This is a genomic window from Streptomyces desertarenae (assembly GCF_042681365.1).
Lineage (GTDB): Bacteria > Actinomycetota > Actinomycetes > Streptomycetales > Streptomycetaceae > Streptomyces > Streptomyces desertarenae.
The window spans coordinates 44,165-58,675 of the sequence record NZ_JBHUFU010000007.1 but is presented as its reverse complement, the minus strand read 5'-3'; the positions used below and the strand labels follow the sequence as shown (position 1 = coordinate 58,675).

Below are 14,511 nucleotides of genomic sequence, written 5' to 3'. Positions count from 1 at the left end.
CCCGCAGGGAGGTGCCGAAAACACCGGCGCCACCGATGGACGAGGCCGGGGTCCGGGCGCCGGGTGCGGAACCCCGGGCGGACCCGGGCGCGGCGGGCGCCCCGCGGGGGCCCACCGCGCCCAGGGCGCTGCTCACCGGCTGGTTCAGCTTCCTGCACGGCGAGGCCACCGCCGGCGACGTGCTGGCGCTGCACCGCCTCCAGGAGGTGCTGGACGCCTCCGGCATCCCCCACGACACCGCCTGGAGCCCCGGCTTCCGGCCGGACGGCCTCTGCCTGGAGGAGGCCGATCCGGCGCGCTACACCCACGTGGTCTTCGTCTGCGGCCCCCTGCACGGACCCCAGGTCGCCGCCCTGCACGAGCGCTACGCCCACTGCCTGCGCATCGCCGTCGGCGTGTCCGTCATCGACCCCGGCGACCCGGCCGTGCGCGGCTTCCACCGGGTGCTGCCGCGCGACGCGCACGGCGTGCGCCCCACCCCCGACCTGGCCGCCGCCGCCCCGCCCCTGCCCGCCACCCCGGTGGCCGGGGTGGTGCTCACCCACGGGCAGGGGGAGTACGGCGGCCGCCGCCGCCACGAGGAGGTCGCCGAACGGGTGACCGGATGGCTGGCCGGCACCGACTGCGCCCGGGTGGAGCTCGACACCCGGCTGGCCCGCGGTGACTGGCGGCTGTGCGCCACCCCCGCCCAGCTCCAGTCCGTCCTGGCCCGGCTCGACGTGGTGGTCACCGACCGGCTGCACGGCCTGGTGCTGGCCCTGCGCGCGGGGGTCCCGGCGCTGGCCGTCGACCCGGTGGCCGGCGGCGCGAAGGTGACGGCCCAGGCCCGCGTGTACCGGTGGCCGGCCCTGGTGCCCGCCGAGCGGCTGACGGAACGGGAACTGGACCGCTGGTGGCGGTGGTGCCTGGTCTCCGGCCGGGCGGCGGCCCGGCGCCGCCGGCACGCCTTCCGGCACGCCCCGGGGCGGGATCCGGAGCGGGCCCTGGTGGAGGCCCTGCGGGCGGTGCCGGACGGCACCGCGCCGGAGCGGTTCCCCCCGCGGGGGTGACGCCCCGGCGGGAGCCGGGCCGCGATCGGCGCGGTGCGCCGCCGGCCGGTGGCCGGACCCGCCCCGGGCCCGTCCGGTTCAGGGCCGTCCGCCCACCCCCGTGGCCACCTCGTGCGCCCGCCCGCCGCCGACGGCGGCCGCCAGCGGCGGGGTCGGCCCGCCCGCTCCCTCGCGCAGGCCGCGCAGCAGCTCCCGCAGTGCCTCGTCCGACGAGTGGCGCGGTGCCCAGCCCAGCTCCCGCTCGGCCCGGCCCCGGTCCATCAGCGGCAGCCGGAGGAAGGCGTCCAGCAGCTGCGGGGGCACGGGCACCAGCCGCAGCCGCCACGCGGCCGCCACCGCCGACCGCACCGGCCCCAGCGGCAGCCGCGCCACCCGGGCGCCCAGCACCCCGGCCAGCAGGGAGGCGTCCACCACCGGGTCGGCGGTCAGGTTGAAGGCGCCGTACACCGGCCGGACCACCGCCAGCCGGTAGGCCTCGGCGGCGTCCTCGGTGCGGAGCGCCTGGAAGCGCAGCCCCGGCAGGTCCGGCACGACGGGCACCGCGCCGGGACGGACCAGCCGCTGCGGTACGAACGGGCCGCCGAACAGCCGCCGCTGCTCGCTCGCCGCCTCCCGCCGGAAGAGGAAGCCCGGCCGCATCCGCACCACCCGCACCTGCGGGTGGTCGTGCTCGAAGCCGTCCAGCAGCCGTTCCACGTACGCCTTCTCCCGGCAGTACGCGACGTCCGGCCGGCCGCCGTGGGTCGGCCACGACTCGTCCACGCCGCGGTCCTGCGGGCCGGGGGAGTAGGCGCCCACCGACGAGGCGTACACCAGGGCGGGCACCTCGGCCGCCGTCACCGCCCGCAGCACCCGCAGCGTGCCCAGTACGTTGGTGCGCCAGGTGGCCGGCGGATCGCGCATGGGCTGCACCAGCCAGGCCAGGTGGACCACGGCGTCGGCGCCCCGGAACAGGTCGGTCAGCCGCTCCTCGGCGGCCCGCCCGGCCGGTTCCTCGCCGCCGTCGCCGCCCGGCGTGCCCGCGCCGCCGCCCCCGATGTCGGCACCCGCCCACTCGGTCTTCGGCGGCGACCAGGACGGGACGCGCCGGGCGACGCCGACCACCGAGGCGATCTGCGGGTCGTCGCCCAGCGCGCGCACCACCGCGGTGCCGACGTTGCCGGTGGCGCCCAGCACCACCACCCGCAGCCCCTGCCGCGCGGCCCCGCCGCCCGCCGCGGCGCTCACCGCCGGCCTCCCGGCGCCGTGCGGCGGGCCCGCCCCGCCGGCACCGCCCGCCCCGCCGGCACCGCCCGCGCGGGCGGTGCCGTGCCGGCGTCCGGCCTCCGCGTTCCCTCGTTCCGCCGCTCCGCCAGTGCCACCGCGTCCTCCTCGCCGCCGGTGCCGGGCACCGCGCCGTCCGGTCCGCTCCGCACGGCGCGGCTCGGCCCCCTCCGTGCCTCCGTCCGGAGCACGGGCGGGCGCGGAGGGGCGACGCGCGGAGTACCCGCGCGGTCGGTGGGAAAACGGTTCAGCGCAGGCCCGGACGCGGTCGGGCGGCGGCTCGCGCGGCCGCGGCGCCCCCGCCGCCGAGCCGCCGGAACCCCCGGGACAGCGGTGTTTCCGCACCCGGCCGGGGGGTACTGCGCGAGATGCGGAAGGAGGAACGGTGCGGCATGCTGGTCGGTTTCCCGGTCCCGCCGTCGGGCTCACCGGGCTGCCTGGCCGCCGCCCCGGTGACCGCCCGGGTGGCGTACGGCACGGAGCGCGCCCGGACCACCGGGGTGGAACGCGACCGGCACGCCGACGAGGACCCGGCCGAACGGCTCGGCGCCCGCATCCGCGAGCCGGAGGAGCCGCCGGGGCCGGGGGGGCCGTGTGCCGGACGAGAACGGACCGCTGTCATGAACTGCTACGAGTGCCACTCCCAGGGCAGCGCCACCGCGGCCGTCGCGGTGTGCTCGCGCTGCCACGTCGGGCTGTGCCCGGCCCATCTGCGGATCGAGGCGCGGACGGTCACCGAACCCCGGGGGATGGGGCGGGTGACCCAGGAGGCGGAGGCCCGCCGGGCGCTGTGCGAGGTGTGCGCGCGGGCGGAGGGCTGAACGCCGCCGGACGCCTCCCCGGGGACGGCGACGCCGCACCGCCCCCGGCCCGCCGCCCCGACGCCGCACCCCCGGCCGGCTGACCCGCCGCCGGCCGGCCCGTACCCGCCCCCACGACCCACCACCCCGGCGAGGCCGCGCCGTGGACGGACCTCCGGCCACGCGGCATACGTACCGTTATGTACGCTCTGTTCGCTTATGCGTGGCCAACCCAGGAGTGCCCGTGCTGGTTCTGATCGCCGTCCACGCCGTCGTGGCCGCAGTCCTGCCCGCCCTCGCGCCCCGCCTCGGCCGCGCCGTGTGGCCGGTCGCCGCGGCGGTGCCCCTGGCCACGCTGGTCTGGGCGGCAGCGCTCGCCCCCGCCGTCCTGGACGGCGGGGAGGCCGTCGAGCGCTTCGACTGGGCACCCTCCCTGGGCCTGGAGGTCGTCCTGCGCCTGGACTCCCTCTCGCTGCTGATGACCGGCATCGTCAGCGGCGTCGGCGCCGCCGTCCTGTGCTACGGCGCCCGCTACACCGAGGAGGGCCACGGCCGCGAGTCCGCGCTGCTGCTCGCCTTCGCCGGGGCGATGCTGGGCCTGGTCACCGCCGACAACCTGCTGGTGCTGTACGTGTTCTGGGAACTGACCACGGTGGTGTCGTTCCTGCTCATCGCGGGCCGCGGCCGGACCGGGGAGCACCGCGAAGCCGCCCAGCAGGCCCTGATCACCACCACCGGCGGCGGACTGGCGATGCTGCTCGGCTTCGTCATGCTGGGCGAGGCCGCCGGCACCTACCGCATCTCGGAGCTGGTCGCCGACCCGCCGGCGGGCGGCCACGCGTCCGCGGCGGTGGTGCTCGTCCTGGTCGGCGTCCTCACCAAGTCGGCCCAGATGCCCCTGCACGGCTGGCTGCCCGCCGCGATGGTCGCCCCGACCACGGTGAGCGCCTACCTCCACGCGGCGGCCATGGTGAAGGCGGGCGTCTACCTGACGGCCCGGCTGGCCCCCGGCTTCGCCGAGGCCGCCCCCTGGCGGCCGGTGCTCCTCGCCTTCGGCCTGGTCTCACTGCTGCTCGGCGCCTGGCGCGCGCTGTGGGAGACCGACCTCAAACGCATCCTGGCCTACGGCACCGTCAGCGAACTGGGCCTGCTGCTGGTGCTGTTCGGCTACGGGTCCCGCAACGCCGCGCTCGCCGGCGAGGTGATGCTGCTGGCGCACGCCACCTTCAAGGCCGCGCTGTTCATGGTCACCGGACTGGTCGAGCACCACACCGGCACCCGGGACACCGGACGGCTGGCCGGGCTGGGCCGCCGCAGACCGGTCCTGCTGGTCCTGGCCGCGCTCGCCGCCGCCTCCATGGCCGGACTGCCGCCGCTGGCCGGATACCTGGGCCACGAGGCCTACTTCGACACCTTCTGGGAGGCGGCCCGCCACGGCGCCGGAACCGGCGAGGAGTGGGTCCTGGCCGCCCTGGCCGCGGGCTCGGCGCTCACCGTCGCCTACGCCGCCCGGTACCTGTGGGGCGCCTTCGGCGACCGGCCCGGGGCAGCGCCCTCCCCGGCCGGCGACCCCTCCCGGGACCGGGCCCTGGGCATGGCGGCGCCGATCGCGGTCCTGGTGGCGGCCACCTTGGCGCTGGGCGTGTGGTACCCCGGCACCGAGGCCCTCACCGAGCCCTACGCCCAACGGCTGCCGCTCCAGGGCGAGAAGCCCTACCACCTCGCCCTCTGGCACGGCCCGACCCCCGCCCTCGCGCTCTCGGCCGCCGCCCTGGCCGCCGGCCTCGCCCTGTACCGGGCGCGTCCCGCCCTGGCCGCACTGCGCGACCGGGCGCCCCGCGCCCCCGACGCCCAGGAGGGGTACCGGAGGCTGAGCGGCGGACTGGAGGAGGCGGCGGTGCGCTTCACCCGCCGCACCCAGGTCGGCTCCCTGCCCGCCTACCTCACCGTGCTGCTCGTGGCGGTCCTGGTGGTGCCCGGCACCGCCCTGCTGCTGCGCGACGCACCGCTGCCCGCCCCGCCGCTGTGGGCCTCGGCCGTCCAGGTGCCGCTGGGCGTGGTCGTGCTGGCCGCGGCGGTCGTCCTGGCCCGGGTGAGGCGCAGGCTGTCGGCCGCCCTGCTGGCCGGAGCGGTCGGCTACGGGGTCGCCGGGTTCTTCCTGGTGCAGGGGGCGCCCGACCTGGCGCTCGCCCAGTTCCTCGTCGAGACGCTGACGCTGGTGGTCATCGTGCTGGTGCTGCGCGGCCTGCCCGCCCGGTTCGGCGCCCGCCCCGGGTCGCCGCGCACGCGCCGGATGCGGCTGGCGCTGTCCCTGGCCGGCGGGGCGCTCTTCGGCCTGCTCGCCATGGTCGCCTCGGCCGCCCGGCGGGACCCGGCGGTGTCGGCGTACTACACCGGGCACGTCAAGGAGGCGGGCTCCCACAACGTCGTCAACGCGATCATCGTCGACTTCCGCGCCATGGACACCGTCGTCGAGATCGCCGTGCTGCTGGTGACGGCCGTCGGGGTGGCCGCCCTCATCGCCCTGCCGAGCGGGGAGTTCGGCGAGGGAGCCGGCGGAGTGCGGCCCAGGCCGCCCGCCGCCGACCGGTACCCGGACACCGCCCGCTGGGGCGTGCCCCGGGAGCGGTGGCTGCCGGAGGCGGAGGACATGCCGCCCCACGACCGCTCGATCCTGCTGGAGGTCGTCACCCGGGTGCTGTTCCCGGCCGTCCTGGTGCTCTCGGTCTACCTGCTCTACTCGGGCCACCTGCGGCCCGGGGGCGGTTTCGCCGGGGGGCTGGTGGCCGGTCAGGCCTTCGCCCTGCGCTACCTGGTGGGCGGCCGGGCCGACACCGCCTTCGCCGGACCGGTCGACCCCCGCGTCATCGCCGGGGCCGGCCTGGCCCTGGCGGCGGCCGCCGGCCTGGCCCCGGCCGTCTTCGGGGGGCCGCCGCTGGCCGCCGCGGTGCTGAGCTGGGACCTGCCGGTGCTCGGCCACGGCGAGATGGCCACCAGCGTGGTCTTCGACACCGGCGTCTACCTGCTGGTTGTCGGGGTCTGCCTGAAGCTGCTGTCCGCGGTGGGGCCGGCGCAGGCGTCCGTCGAGGAGGCCCTCCGGGGAGGCGGCGGCACCGGCGGGAGCACCGCGGCGGCCGGAACGGCGGCCGGCCCCTCCGGCGGCCCGGCACCCACCACCTCCGACGACCACGGGAGCGACCACCGATGACGACACCGGACCTGACGACGGCCGTGGTGGTGGGCGGGCTGTTCGCCACCGGCTTCCACCTGCTGCTGCAGCGCTCCCTGACCCGTCTGCTGTTCGGCTTCCTCGTCCTGGGGCACGGCGCCAACCTGCTGGTGCTGCTGGCCGCCGGACCGCCGGGCGAGCCGCCGATCACCGGGGAGGGGAAGGAACCGGGGGCGTTCGCCGACCCGCTGCCCCAGGCCATGGCCCTGACCGCCATCGTCATCACCTTCGGCGTCACCGTCCTGCTGCTCGCCATGGTCTACCGGAGCTGGCGGCTGCTGGGGGACGACGAGGTCCGCGACGACGTCGACGACCGCAGGCTGGGCGAGGAGGCGGAGCGGTGACGACCGACTGGCTGCTGATCGCCCCCGTCCTGCTGCCCGTCCTGGCGGCCGGCCTCTCCCTGGCCGTGTGGCGCAGCGCCCGGGCCCAGCGGCTGCTGGGCGTCGGGGTGCTCACCGCGGTGCTGCTGGACGCCGCCGTCCTGCTGGTGCTCACCGACCGGCGCGGCCCGCTGGCCCTCGACGTCGGCGGCTGGCCGGCCCCGGCGGGCGTGACCGTGGTGGCCGACCGGCTCTCCGCGCTGCTGCTGACGGTGGCCCTGGCGGTGGCCCTGGCCGTCCTGCTCTTCGCCGTCGGACAGGGCGCGGCCGAGGGAGGCGGCACCGACCACGCGCCCTTCCACCCGTCCTACCTGCTGCTGGCAGCGGGGGTCTCCCTGGCGTTCCTCGCCGGCGACCTGTTCAACCTCTTCGTGGCCTTCGAGCTGATGCTCGCCGCCTCCTACGTGCTGATCAACCTGGACGCCGACGAGAACCGCATCCGGGCCGGGATGACGTACACCATCACCAGCCTGCTCTCCTCCATGCTCTTCCTCAGCGCCGTCGGGCTGGTCTACGGGGCCGCCGGCACGGTCAACCTGGCCGACCTGGGCGACCGGATGCCCGCCCTCCCCGAGGGCCTGCGGACGGTGTTCAGCCTGCTGCTGCTGATCGTGTTCGGCATCAAGGCCGCCATGGTGCCGCTGCACTTCTGGCTGCCCGACAGCTATCCCACGGCCCCGGCCCCCATCACCGCCGTGCTCGCCGCCCTGCTGACCAAGGTCGGCCTGTACGCGATGGTGCGCACCCAGACCCTGCTCTTCCCGCGCACCGAGCCCTGGACGCCGCTGCTGGTGGCGGCCGCGGTCACCCTGCTGGTGGGGGCCGTGGGCGCGATCGCCCAGCAGGACCTCAACCGGCTGCTCTCCTTCGTCCTGGTCGGCCACATCGGCTACATGCTCTTCGGGCTCTCCCTGTACTCCGTCGCCGGGCTGTCCGGCACCGTCCTGTACGCCATGCACCACATCGCCGTCCAGGCCGCGCTGTTCCTGATCGCCGGGCTGGTGGCGGGCTGGAGCGGCAGCGCGAGACTGCCGAGGCTGGCACGGGCCGCGCCGCCGCCCGGCTGGCTGGCGGGAGTGTTCCTGGTCGCCGCGCTCAGCCTGTCCGGCATCCCGCCGCTGTCCGGGTTCGTCGCCAAGCTCGCCCTGCTCCAGGCCGGCGTGGAGCAGGGCGGGGCGGCCGCCTTCGTCCTGCTGGCCGCCGCCCTGGTCACCAGCCTGCTGACGCTGTACGCCATGGCCCGGGTGTGGCGGGCGGCGTTCGCCACCGGCTCCGGCCGCCCGCCCGCGGTGCGGCCGCGCGGGGCGGGAGTGCGGCTGACGGTCGGCGCCACCGTCGGGTCGGTGCTGATCGGTGTGCTGGTGGCGGTGGGCGCCGGGCCGGTGGCCCGGGTCAGCGAGCGCGCGGCGCGGGACCTGGTCGAGCGCGACGCCTACCGGGAAGCCGTGCTCGGGCCGCGGTCCGGCGACGGGAGCGGGGAAGGGGCCGGTACCGGCCGCGAGGGGCGGGAGGGCCGATGACTCCTGCACGGACCCCCGACGGCCGCGCCCCGGCGGACGGCCTGCTGCGGCAGGCCGCCCGCCGGTGGCCGGTGCTCGTCTGGCTGTGGCTGCTGTGGATCGTGCTGTGGGGCTCGGTCGGCCCGGTCGTGCTGATCGGCGGGGCGGTGGTGGCGGCGCTGGTGGTCGCGCTCTTCCCGCTGCCGGCGATCACCCACCGGATGACCGTCCGCCCGCTGTGGGTGGTCGCGCTGGCCGGGCACCTGCTGGTGGACCTGGCCGTCTCGGCCCTCACCGTCGCCCGGGAGGCGCTGCTGCGCGGGCCGAGGGTGCGCGCCGCGGTGCTGGAGGCGCGGCTGGAGGTCGACACCGACCTGCTGATCACCGCCGCGGCCCACCTGACCACGCTGACGCCGGGCACGCTGGTGGTGGAGATCGACCGCGGCCGGCGGCGGTTCTACGTCCACTCCCTGCCGGTGCGCGACGCGGCGGAGGCCGGGAAGCGGCGCCGCGAGATCGCGGACGCCGAACGCTGGGTGGTGCGGGCCTACGGCTCCGCCGCGGTGCGGGAGGCGCTGCTCGGCCGGAAGCGCCCGGCCGGGCGGGCGGACGGCGGACCGGACGTGCCCGGAAGCGGAAACGGAGAAGGAGAGGAGGAGCGCCGGTGAACGCTGTGGGCGTCGTCGCCCTGGCCCTGCTGTCGGCCGCCGCCGTGCTGGTCCTGGTCCGCCTGGCGCGCGGCCCGCGCGCCCTGGACCGGATCGTGGCCGTGGAGGTCCTGGTGACGCTGGTCGTCGCCGGGACCTGCGTGTCCATCGCGGTGTGGCGGTACACCACGTTCGTGCCGGTGCTGATCGTGCTGGCGCTGCTCGGCTTCATCGGGGCGATGACGGCGGCCCGGCTCGTCGAGGAGAGGGAGGACCTGCGGTGAGGGCCGCGGTGGACACCGCCGCGGAGGTGCTCTCGGCCGTCCTGCTCCTGACCGGCGCCGTCTTCTGCCTGCTGGGGGCGGTGGGGCTGCTGCGCTTCCCCGACATCCTCACCCGGCTCCACGCCTCGTCCAAGGCGCAGACCCTCGGGGTGCTGCTCGCCCTGCTCGGCGCGGCCGTGCGGGTGCCGTTCCCCTACGCCGGGCTGCTGCTGCTCATCGCCCTGTTCCAGCTGTTCACCGCGCCCGTCACCGGACAGATCGTCGGCCGGGTCGCCTACCGCACCGGCGCGGTCGACCGCTCCACCCTCACCGCCGACGAGCTGGCCGGGCGGCTGGCGCCCCCGGACCCCGAGGCGTCCGCGGAACCGGACGACTCCGCCGGTCCGGACGGCTCCGGCGGGGACGGGAGCGGGGGAGCGGGCGGGAGGCGCACCGGCTGACGCCGCGCCCGGCGGCCCGCCCGGCGGCCCCGACGCCCGGGCGCGGTCGGGCCCCGGCGGCCCCGGAAGCGCCTCCGGGGCCGCCGGGCGGGTGTGCGGCGGGGCGCGTCAGCGCGCGGGGCGCAGCACCATCGCCGAGCCCCCGCCGCGCCGTTCGGGCTCGGCGACGGCCAGCACCCGCCCGTCGTCCAGCACCTCCAGCGCGGCGACCGCCCCGATCTCCGGTGCCGGCGTGAAGGCGCCGGGGGGCAGGACGAACCGGTGCCCCAGCCGCTCCAGCGCGGCCCGCTCGGGCGCCGTCTCCATGAACTCCGGCTCCGCCTGCGTGGTCGCGGTGTTGCGCTGCGACAGCCGCGGCGCGGCCACCGCCCGGGGCAGCGTCATCCCCAGGTCCAGCCGGTTCACCAGGGTCTGGAGGACGGTGGTGATGATGGTGGAGCCGCCCGGCGAGCCCAGTGCCAGCAGCGGACGGCCGTCCTGGAGCACGATCGTGGGCGCCATGCTGCTGCGCGGCCGCTTGCCCGGGCCGGGCAGGTTGGGGCCGTCCACCTCCTTCGACAGCGGCGTGAAGTCGAAGTCCGTCAGCTCGTTGTTGAGCAGGAAGCCCCGGCCGGGCACGGTGATGGCCGAGCCGCCGGTCTGCTCGATGGTCAGGGTGTACGACACCACGTTGCCCCAGCGGTCCGCGGTCACCAGATGCGTGGTGGACGGGCCCTCGTACGGCTCGCCGCCGCCCTCGGCCGCCGTGCACTCCCAGGAGGCCGGGTCGCGCGGATCGGCCGCGGCGACCGGTCCGGCCATGGCGCGGCCGGGGTCGATCAGGCAGGCCCGCTCCCCGGCGAAGCGCTGCGACAGCAGCTCCCGCGCCGGGACGTCGGAGAAGGCCGGGTCGCCCACCCACCGGTTGCGGTCGGCGTAGGCCAGGCGGCTCGCCTCCAGGTAGTGGTGGAGGGCCTGGGAGCGGTCCATGCCGGCCAGGTCGAACTCCTCCAGGATGTTCAGGGCCTCGCCGACGGTGGTGCCGCCGGAGGAGGAGGGGGCCATGGAGTACACCTCCACGCCCCGGTACTCCACCCGCGTCGGCTTCCGGTGCAGAGCGCGGTACCGGTCCAGGTCGGAGGCGGTCATCAGGCCCGGCCGCACCGTGCGGCCGGCGTCCGGCGCCACGGGCGGGCGCCGGACCGTGCGGACGACCTCGCGCCCCAGCCGCCCCCCGTAGAGCGCGCCGGTGCCCTCCCGGGCCAGCAGCCGGTAGGTGCCGGCCAGGTCGGGGTTGCGGAACACCGAGCCCACCTCGGGGAGTTCGCCGCCGGGCAGGAACAGCTCGGCGGTGGGCGTGAAGTCCCGGAAGCGCTCCTCGTTCTGCGCCGTCTGCGCGCGGAACTCCTCGTCGACGGTGAAGCCCTGCCGGGCGAGCCGGGTCGCCGGCCGGAGCGCCTCGGCCAGGGAGACGCTGCCCCACTCCTCCAGGGCCTTCTCCCAGGTCGCCGGGGTGCCGGGCACGCCCACCGACAGACCGGAGTTGACGGCCTCGTCGAAGGGGATCGGCCTGCCGGTGGCGGGGTCGGTGAAGGAGTCCGGGCGCATCGCGGCGGGCGCGGTCTCGCGTCCGTCGATCGTGTGCGTCCGGCCGGTGCGCGCGTCGTGGAAGACGAGGTAGCCGCCGCCCCCGATCCCCGCCGAGTAGGGCTCGGTGACGCCGAGGGCCGCCGCGGTGGCCACGGCCGCGTCCACGGCGTTGCCACCCGCGCGCAGCACCTCCAGGCCGGCGCGGGAGGCGTACGGGTCGACGCTGGCGACCGCCCCGCCGTGGCCGGCGGCGACGGGGGACGCGGCGGGCGGCTCCCGCCCCGGACCGGAGTCGGCGGCGGCCGGCGGCGCCACCAGCAGGGACAGCAGCAGCGGCGGGACGGCGGCCGCGACGGCGGCGCGGCGGCGGGCGGGACGGCGGGAGCGGGGGGGACGAGGGGTTCGGGCGGGCATGGAGCCTCCGTGGTATCCCGGGGACGCTCAGACGCCGAAACACTGTCAGCCGCCCGCACCCGGGGCAACGGTGCCGCGCCGCGCCGTGCCGGAGCGGGCCGGGGCCGGGGCGGGGCCTCCGGCGCGGCGGCATGACGGGCGCCGCACCGGGTACCCGGCCCGGCCCGCCCAGCGGAGGTGTGACATGCGTATCCCCGGCCGGTCGCGCACCGGCACCGAACCCGTGACGGCCCGCAGCGCCCTCGGGCTGCGGCTGCTGCTCTCGGCCGTGTACGCCCCGGTGTTCCTCGCCGGAACGGTGTTCTTCGCCGCCTGGACGGCGCGCTCCGGACCGGGCGACAGCCCCGGCCCGGACTCCCTGCGCACCCTGACCTGGATCTGCGCGGCGCTCACCGTGCTCGCCCTGGCCGACCTGCTCGTCGTCCTGGCCCGCGTCCGGCGCGAGCGCGCCGGGCGGCGGGACGGAGGGGCGGCACGGGCGGAGGACCGCGAGGAGGGGTGGCGCGGGCACTGAGGGTCCGGTCGGCCCGCGCCACCCCGTCCGGGGGCGGGCCGGGAGGGGACGCCCCCGGCCCGGAGGGGCGGCCCGGCTCAGGGTCGCAGGACGACCTTCACCGCGCCGTCGGCCTTCTTCTGGAACATCTCGTAGGCCTCCGGGGCCTTCTCCAGCGGCACGTGGTGGGTGGCGAAGTCGTCCACGCCCAGCACGTCCTCGTCCGTCAGCAGCGGCAGGATCTCCGGCACCCAGCGCCGCACGTTGGCCTGGCCCATGCGCAGCTGGATCTGCTTGTCGAACAGGGTGAGCATCGGCAGCGGATCGGTCATCCCGCCGTAGACGCCGCTGATCGAGACGGTGCCGCCGCGCCGCACGGCGTCGATGGCCAGCTGGAGGGCCGCCAGCCGGTCCACTCCGGCGGTCGTCATCAACTTCTCGGCCAGCTTCTTCGGCAGCAGCCCGGTCGACTTCTGCGCCAGGGAGGCGACCGCGCTGCCGTGCGCCTCCATGCCCACCGCGTCGATCACCGCGTCGGTGCCGCGGCCGCCGGTCTTCTCGCGGACGACCTCGGCGACGTCGTCGTGCTCGGTCAGGTCCAGCACGTCCACACCGCGCGCCCGGGCCCGCTCCAGGCGTTCCGGCACCAGGTCGACCCCGATCACCTGCTCCACGCCCCGGTGCAGCGCGATCCGGCACGCCATGTCGCCGATGGGGCCCAGCCCCAGCACGGTCAGCGAGCCGCCCCGCGGGACCGCCGCGTACGCCACGGCCTGCCAGGCGGTCGGCAGCACGTCCGACAGGTACAGGAAGCGGTCGTCCGCGGGCCCCTCGGGCACCTTGATCGGGTTGTACTGCGCCTGCGGCACCCGCAGGTACTGGGCCTGCCCGCCGGGCACCGCCCCGTAGAGCTTGGTGTAGCCGAAGATCGCGGCACCGCTGCCGTGCTCGCGGACCTGGGTGGTCTCGCACTGGGTCTGGAGGTCCTGCGCGCACATGAAGCAGGTGCCGCAGGCGATCTGGAACGGGATCACCACCCGGTCGCCGGGCGACAGGTTCGTCACCTCGGGGCCGACCTCCTCGACCACGCCCATCGGCTCGTGCCCGAGGATGTCGCCCTCGGTCATGAACGGCGTCAGCACGTCGTACAGGTGCAGGTCCGAACCGCACAGCCCGGACGAGGTGATCCGCACCACCGCGTCCGTCGGCTCGCGCACCGCCGGGTCGGGGACCTCCTCCACCCGCACGTCGCGCCGCCCGTGCCAGACCACTGCCTTCATCTGTCTCCACCTCCTGCCGGGGGAGAACGGGTACCCGGATGCGGATCCGCTAGTCGGGGTGCCCGGGAGGGCGCGGGACGTTAGGGATGCGGAAGAAGAGGTATCCGGTGTCCATGTTGTTGCTCAGGCCCCCCGGGGTTTACGCGCCGCAGGACGACACCTGGCTGCTGCGGCAGGCACTGAGGGACGCCGCCCTGGCCCGCGGCGCCCGCGTCCTGGATCTCTGCACCGGCACCGGAGTGCTGGCCATGGCGGCCCTGCAGCTGGGGGCGGACGAAGCCGTGGCACTGGATGCCTCGCCCCGTGCCGTACTGGCCGCGCGCTGCAACGCGTGGCTGCACCGGCTGCCGCTGACGGTGCGGCGCGGCGACCTCGCCGACGCCGTCGCCGAGGCCCGCGGCGGCCGCGGCTTCGACGTGGTGCTCGCCAACCCCCCGTACGTGCCCTCCCCCGAGCGCGAGCTGCCCCGCCGCGGGGCGGCGATGTGCTGGGACGGCGGCCCGGACGGGCGCGCGGTGCTGGACCGGCTGTGCGCGTGCGCCCCGGAGCTGCTGGCGCCGGGCGGCACCCTGCTGATGGTCCACTCCGAGCTGTGCGGCACCCGGGCGACGCTGGAGCTGCTGCGCGCGGAGGGCCTGAAGTCCTCGGTGGTGGCCCGCACCACCATCCCGTTCGGCCCGGTGCTGCACTCGCGCGCCGCCTGGCTGGAGGAGCGGGGCCTGATAACCCCCGGACAGCGCACCGAGGAGCTGGTGGTGATCCGTGCGGACCGGCCCTGACCTTCCCGGCGGCACCCCGGACGGCGCTGCGGGCGGACCCGGCGGCCCGGCGGGCGGCGTGGAGGGCCGCCCGCCCCGCCGTGTGGTCCTCGACCCCGAGGGACCGGTGCTGATCGAGGGGCCGGTGGAGGTCGACCTCCCCGACGGCCGCACCGCCCGCTCCGACCGCTTCCTGGTCGCCGTCTGCACCTGCCGCCGCAGCCGGCGCTTCCCCTGGTGCGACACCAGCCACCGCCGCAAGGAGCGCCGTCCCCGGACTCCCGGCACGGACGGGGACTGACTGCAGGCGCCCTCCCGCGCCCCGGCCGCACGCGCCCGGACCTCCGCCGCCCGGCGGAGGTCCGGGCGCGTGCGGGGCCTGCCGGGGTCCGTTCGGAAGGGG

The 14,511-nt window shown here is 77.1% G+C and carries 14 protein-coding genes; 11 read left to right on the top strand and 3 right to left on the bottom strand.

What is annotated here, in order from left to right; translation table 11 throughout:
• The first annotated feature begins 35 nt into the window (after positions 1 to 35).
• Complete coding sequence (locus tag ACFSJS_RS13375; protein WP_380899812.1) at positions 36 to 1,049, top strand: polysaccharide pyruvyl transferase family protein; 1,014 nt, start codon at positions 36 to 38, stop codon at positions 1,047 to 1,049.
• 78 nt (positions 1,050 to 1,127) lie between these two features.
• Here the strand turns inward: ACFSJS_RS13375 and ACFSJS_RS13370 are convergent, their stop codons facing one another.
• Entirely contained in the window at positions 1,128 to 2,276 is a 1,149-nt protein-coding gene (locus ACFSJS_RS13370; protein ID WP_380899810.1) for an NAD-dependent epimerase/dehydratase family protein, read from the bottom strand.
• A 428-nt stretch (positions 2,277 to 2,704) separates the two neighbouring features.
• Between ACFSJS_RS13370 and ACFSJS_RS13365 the strand changes: the two genes are divergently transcribed.
• The 7 genes from ACFSJS_RS13365 to mnhG all read left to right on the top strand — a co-directional run bounded on the left by ACFSJS_RS13365 (position 2,705) and on the right by mnhG (position 9,594).
• Positions 2,705 to 3,133 (top strand): DUF2180 family protein, encoded by a 429-nt coding sequence (locus ACFSJS_RS13365; protein ID WP_380899808.1) that lies wholly within the window; start codon positions 2,705 to 2,707, stop codon positions 3,131 to 3,133.
• 223 nt (positions 3,134 to 3,356) lie between these two features.
• Positions 3,357 to 6,320, top strand: a complete 2,964-nt coding sequence (locus ACFSJS_RS13360; RefSeq protein ID WP_380899806.1) for a Na+/H+ antiporter subunit A — start codon at positions 3,357 to 3,359, stop codon at positions 6,318 to 6,320.
• A complete protein-coding gene (locus ACFSJS_RS13355; protein ID WP_380899804.1) occupies positions 6,317 to 6,685 on the top strand; it encodes a Na(+)/H(+) antiporter subunit C in 369 nt (122 codons plus the stop codon). Before ACFSJS_RS13360 ends, ACFSJS_RS13355 begins: the two co-directional genes overlap by 4 nt.
• Positions 6,682 to 8,244: a Na+/H+ antiporter subunit D gene (locus tag ACFSJS_RS13350; RefSeq protein WP_380899802.1), complete on the top strand. Its 1,563-nt coding sequence runs from the start codon at positions 6,682 to 6,684 to the stop codon at positions 8,242 to 8,244. The genes ACFSJS_RS13355 and ACFSJS_RS13350 overlap by 4 nt, the downstream gene beginning before the upstream one ends.
• Positions 8,241 to 8,891, top strand: coding sequence for a Na+/H+ antiporter subunit E (locus ACFSJS_RS13345; protein ID WP_380899800.1), 651 nt, complete (start codon positions 8,241 to 8,243; stop codon positions 8,889 to 8,891). The genes ACFSJS_RS13350 and ACFSJS_RS13345 overlap by 4 nt, the downstream gene beginning before the upstream one ends.
• Entirely contained in the window at positions 8,888 to 9,154 is a 267-nt protein-coding gene (locus ACFSJS_RS13340; RefSeq protein ID WP_380899798.1) for an MrpF/PhaF family protein, read from the top strand. Before ACFSJS_RS13345 ends, ACFSJS_RS13340 begins: the two co-directional genes overlap by 4 nt.
• Complete coding sequence (gene mnhG / locus ACFSJS_RS13335) at positions 9,151 to 9,594, top strand: monovalent cation/H(+) antiporter subunit G (protein ID WP_380899796.1); 444 nt, start codon at positions 9,151 to 9,153, stop codon at positions 9,592 to 9,594. Before ACFSJS_RS13340 ends, mnhG begins: the two co-directional genes overlap by 4 nt.
• Before the next feature lie 108 nt (positions 9,595 to 9,702).
• Here the strand turns inward: mnhG and ggt are convergent, their stop codons facing one another.
• Positions 9,703 to 11,577 (bottom strand): gamma-glutamyltransferase, encoded by a 1,875-nt coding sequence (gene ggt, locus ACFSJS_RS13330; RefSeq protein ID WP_380899794.1) that lies wholly within the window; start codon positions 11,575 to 11,577, stop codon positions 9,703 to 9,705.
• Between the two features lie 184 nt (positions 11,578 to 11,761).
• Between ggt and ACFSJS_RS13325 the strand changes: the two genes are divergently transcribed.
• Positions 11,762 to 12,091 carry a DUF6343 family protein gene (locus tag ACFSJS_RS13325; protein WP_380899792.1) on the top strand — a complete coding sequence of 110 codons (330 nt, stop codon included), beginning with the start codon at positions 11,762 to 11,764 and terminating at the stop codon, positions 12,089 to 12,091.
• A 77-nt stretch (positions 12,092 to 12,168) separates the two neighbouring features.
• On the opposite strand, the gene ACFSJS_RS13320 is transcribed toward ACFSJS_RS13325, so the two are convergent.
• The gene (locus ACFSJS_RS13320) at positions 12,169 to 13,350 is read right to left on the bottom strand and encodes a zinc-dependent alcohol dehydrogenase (RefSeq protein WP_380899790.1); all 1,182 of its coding nucleotides are present in this window, start codon (positions 13,348 to 13,350) and stop codon (positions 12,169 to 12,171) included.
• A 113-nt stretch (positions 13,351 to 13,463) separates the two neighbouring features.
• Between ACFSJS_RS13320 and ACFSJS_RS13315 the strand changes: the two genes are divergently transcribed.
• Positions 13,464 to 14,129: a HemK2/MTQ2 family protein methyltransferase gene (locus tag ACFSJS_RS13315; protein ID WP_380900273.1), complete on the top strand. Its 666-nt coding sequence runs from the start codon at positions 13,464 to 13,466 to the stop codon at positions 14,127 to 14,129.
• On the top strand, positions 14,113 to 14,409 hold the full coding sequence (locus ACFSJS_RS13310) for a CDGSH iron-sulfur domain-containing protein (protein ID WP_380899788.1): 297 nt from the start codon (positions 14,113 to 14,115) through the stop codon (positions 14,407 to 14,409). Before ACFSJS_RS13315 ends, ACFSJS_RS13310 begins: the two co-directional genes overlap by 17 nt.
• Positions 14,410 to 14,511 lie beyond the last annotated feature (102 nt).

Coding starts and splice junctions, on each gene's coding strand:
- ACFSJS_RS13375 (WP_380899812.1), top strand. CDS start 36: ATGGACGAGGCCGGGGTCCGGGCGCCGGGTGCGGAACCCCGGGCGGAC.
- ACFSJS_RS13365 (WP_380899808.1), top strand. CDS start 2,705: ATGCTGGTCGGTTTCCCGGTCCCGCCGTCGGGCTCACCGGGCTGCCTG.
- ACFSJS_RS13355 (WP_380899804.1), top strand. CDS start 6,317: ATGACGACACCGGACCTGACGACGGCCGTGGTGGTGGGCGGGCTGTTC.
- ACFSJS_RS13345 (WP_380899800.1), top strand. CDS start 8,241: ATGACTCCTGCACGGACCCCCGACGGCCGCGCCCCGGCGGACGGCCTG.
- ggt (WP_380899794.1), bottom strand. CDS start 11,577: ATGCCCGCCCGAACCCCTCGTCCCCCCCGCTCCCGCCGTCCCGCCCGC.
- ACFSJS_RS13325 (WP_380899792.1), top strand. CDS start 11,762: ATGCGTATCCCCGGCCGGTCGCGCACCGGCACCGAACCCGTGACGGCC.
- ACFSJS_RS13320 (WP_380899790.1), bottom strand. CDS start 13,350: ATGAAGGCAGTGGTCTGGCACGGGCGGCGCGACGTGCGGGTGGAGGAG.
- ACFSJS_RS13315 (WP_380900273.1), top strand. CDS start 13,464: ATGTTGTTGCTCAGGCCCCCCGGGGTTTACGCGCCGCAGGACGACACC.